Genomic DNA, 3274 nt, shown 5'->3' with positions numbered 1-3274 from the left:
GGACACATCGCTATAGCTTCTGGAGAGAGAGTAAGACCGAGTAAAGGTACTGCTTTTACAAGGCATCACTCAGTGAAGGAAGAATCCTAGCCGTGATAGGCGGGGAGTTGTCAAATTTGTTACTGCATAACTGTTATAATAAAAACTTCACAAGTTTTAACAAAATGGGCGATACTGGACTTGAACCAGTGACGTCCTGCTTGTAAGGCAGGCGCTCTACCACTGAGCTAATCGCCCTTAACGACATTTATTATTATAACCATTAGTCAAAAAAAATGCAAGATGCCTTCCGGAAAAAATCATGATCGAATTACTTGGATTTGTTTACCTATTGTTTCTGCTATTTTTCTTATCTTCACTGCCCGTTTAGATTTAACTTTTTTTGCCAGTATTGGTTTTATTTTTAGTGCCTTGATGTTTGGTCCTGATTTAGATATTTTTTCGATACAATATCAACGTTGGCGATTTTTCAAGTTTTTGTGGCTTCCCTATCAAAAAACCTTCAAACATCGTTCTTTTTTTTCTCATGGTTTTCTGATTGGTACCATTATTCGTGTCTTTTATCTTAGTTTTATTTTACTTATTCTGGCTTTTTTAGGAGTGGCGATCACCCAATTATTTTGGGGTTTTAATTGGCATTGGCAAAAATTTATGGTAAATGCTTATACTATAGTCAAAAATCAATATTGGCGAGAAGTATTATCTTTATTTATTGGTTTAGAATTAGGTGCCATGAGCCATTATGTCGCTGATAATATTGATAGTTGGCGGAAATCCGTGAAAAAGCCTCCTCGAAGTCGTAAAAAAATTCTGAAGAAAAATACTCAAAGGGTTAAAAATAAATAATTTTATTGGCTTATTTCTCGCAAAGGCGCAAAGAAAGGTGCAAAGAAAAAAAAGACGCAAATTTTCTATAATAAATTTTATCAATACAAGTAGGCGATTCACTATCCATCATTTTAGAATGTTATTTACTCATTTAAAAAGTACTGTAAACCGAATACTTAACACCTAAGTTATTAATCAATTTTATGAATATAACGGAATCCGTTAATCACCAAATCCTCAAGGCTTTAGATAATTTAATTCAAGTTGTCGCTAAATTGCGATCGCCTGATGGTGGATGCCCTTGGGATTTAGCCCAAACACCTCAATCTTTAATTCCCTATATCATAGAGGAAGCCTATGAAACAGTTGATGCTTTACACTCAGAAAATCAACAAGCCATTGCTGAAGAATTAGGAGACTTATTATTACAGATAGTATTACAGGCTCAAATTGCCCAAGAAAAAGGAGATTTTTCCTTAAAAGAGATCGCTCAAATTATTACCGCTAAATTAATTCGCCGTCATCCTCATGTTTTTAGTGATGTAGTAGTAGTCAACGAAGCAGAAGTTCGTCATAATTGGGAAAAAATCAAACAAGAAGAAAAAGCAGAAACACAAGAGTCTAATTTGTTAAGTGATCAACTTAAAATTTATGCTCGTAGTTTACCCATCATGATGGCAAGTTTAAAAATTTCTAAACAAGCAGCTCAAGCAGGTTTTGAGTGGGAAAATGCCGAGGGAGTTTGGGATAAATTTAAAGAAGAATTAGCAGAATTTCAAGAAGCCATTGAAAAAGGGGATAAACAACACGCCAGTGATGAATTGGGCGATTTATTATTTACCGTAATTAATCTTGGTAGATGGTATAAACTAGATCCTACTATCGCTTTACAAGGTACAAATCAAAGATTTATTCAACGTATTTTAATGATGGAAAAATTTGCTGATAAACCTTTAGAAGAATATAATATTTTAGAGTTAGAATCTTTATGGCAAAAAGCGAAAAAAGTTATAAATAGATAAGGCTTGAAAAATGTTAAACTCCTAATAGTTGTGAAATAGGCATCTTGCCTCGTAATTCCCTATTCCTCATTCCTTATTATTTAAGAGGCTAAAGCAACTTCTATCATTTGCTGTAACTCACCAGTTTGGTATAATTCGATCAGAATGTCACTACCGCCAATAAATTCACCATTAACATATACTTGAGGTATTGTCGGCCAGTTAGAATATTCTTTAATACCTTGACGAATATCATAATCTGATAAAACATCAACAGTTTCAAATGGTACTCCAAGAGTGTTTAAAATTTGCACAACATTATTAGAAAAGCCACATTGAGGCATTAATTTTGAACCTTTCATAAACACGACTACTTGAGTAGTATTTACAATGTCATCAATACGTTGTTTTAATTCTGGTGTCATAATAATTAGTAAATATGATAATAAGATTACGAAAAAGAGTTAGTTTCTAGTTTAACCTTGATGGTTATTTTTTTGAAATTTATGAGTTAATTTTGCTCACTTAACCATGTAGAAGGGGTATAAGTTTTTAAAGCTAAAGCATGGATAGCTTCTGATTTTAGCTCACTTTGTAATGCACTATACACTAATTGATGTTGTTTGACTTTAGTTTTCCCTTCAAATTGAGGTGAGATGACGATCGCTTCCAAATGATCACCCCCTCCCGTCAAATCTTTAACGAATACTTGAGCATCAGAGATTTCTTGTTGAATAGTTTTTTTTACTTGTTCTAAACTTACCATTGTCAATAAATTTTCCTGAAAGTTTTTAAATCTAAATTATAATATTATATCATTTTTTACTTATTTTTACAAAGTATTATTAATGATTGATAAAATTAATTTTTATGATTGATTTTAGAAATAAATAAAGTTAAAAAATAAAGGCTATTAGATTACTTATTAGTAGTTTCAAAAGGCGTTTGTACAAAGCCAATTTCATATAATTGTTGATAGGATTTTCTACCCAATTCACTGGTAGGATTTTGAGAGCGAATTATTTGAATTAAAAGAGGTACAGATAATTCAGGTTTATTTTGGGCTCGATGTACTAAGGCTAATTGATAAGTAGATTCATCTCTTAATGCTGCGGTTTTTAAGGCCCCAGCCCGTTGCCCTTCTGCAAGGCGATTATCGATACCAGAAAAACTTTCTGCTAATTGTAAATAAAAGTTAGAAAGTTGATTAAAAATACGTCTTGATTGTTGTAATTTAGTGGCGGCTAAGTCATAATTTCCAGCATTAATGGCAACTTCGGCTTCTTTCATTAATTTTTTTCCCCCCTGAAGACTTAAAAGACTTTCTGTCTGATTAATAGGAGTGGCAGTATTTTCTTCTAAAACATCAGGAGGATTAACAGTAGATTGAGCTAAAGTGTTGGAAGCGAAGGATAAAATTCCTAAAGAAAAAATCAAACCTAGAG

At 32.6% G+C, this 3274-nt stretch carries 5 protein-coding genes and 1 tRNA gene; 2 read left to right on the top strand and 4 right to left on the bottom strand.

Translation table 11 applies throughout. The features are described 5' to 3' along the window. Nucleotides 1–165 precede the first annotated feature (165 nt). Nucleotides 166–237: transfer RNA gene (locus FWJ34_RS18900), tRNA-Val, on the bottom strand. A gap of 45 nt (nucleotides 238–282) precedes the next feature. Here FWJ34_RS18900 and FWJ34_RS18895 point away from each other — a divergent pair. Both FWJ34_RS18895 and mazG read left to right on the top strand, forming a co-directional pair. Beyond that, nucleotides 283–846: a metal-binding protein gene (locus tag FWJ34_RS18895; protein WP_308256877.1), complete on the top strand. Its 564-nt coding sequence runs from the start codon at nucleotides 283–285 to the stop codon at nucleotides 844–846. A 185-nt stretch (nucleotides 847–1031) separates the two neighbouring features. Next, on the top strand, nucleotides 1032–1850 hold the full coding sequence (mazG, locus tag FWJ34_RS18890) for a nucleoside triphosphate pyrophosphohydrolase (protein ID WP_308256876.1): 819 nt from the start codon (nucleotides 1032–1034) through the stop codon (nucleotides 1848–1850). A gap of 80 nt (nucleotides 1851–1930) precedes the next feature. On the opposite strand, the gene grxD is transcribed toward mazG, so the two are convergent. From grxD to FWJ34_RS18875, 3 genes are all read right to left on the bottom strand, one after another. Beyond that, nucleotides 1931–2254 carry a Grx4 family monothiol glutaredoxin gene (grxD, locus tag FWJ34_RS18885; RefSeq protein ID WP_308256875.1) on the bottom strand — a complete coding sequence of 108 codons (324 nt, stop codon included), beginning with the start codon at nucleotides 2252–2254 and terminating at the stop codon, nucleotides 1931–1933. Nucleotides 2255–2340: 86 nt separating this feature from the next. Further along, complete coding sequence (locus tag FWJ34_RS18880) at nucleotides 2341–2595, bottom strand: BolA family transcriptional regulator (RefSeq protein ID WP_308256874.1); 255 nt, start codon at nucleotides 2593–2595, stop codon at nucleotides 2341–2343. 152 nt (nucleotides 2596–2747) lie between these two features. Continuing rightward, nucleotides 2748–3274 (bottom strand): hypothetical protein (locus FWJ34_RS18875; protein WP_396232093.1); only part of this gene is annotated, 527 nt, incomplete at its 5' end.

Source organism: Geminocystis sp. GBBB08 (assembly GCF_016743215.1).
In the GTDB taxonomy this organism is placed as follows: domain Bacteria; phylum Cyanobacteriota; class Cyanobacteriia; order Cyanobacteriales; family Cyanobacteriaceae; genus Geminocystis.
The sequence above is the reverse complement of the archived record's forward strand: the minus strand, read 5'-3'. Positions and strand labels throughout refer to the sequence as shown.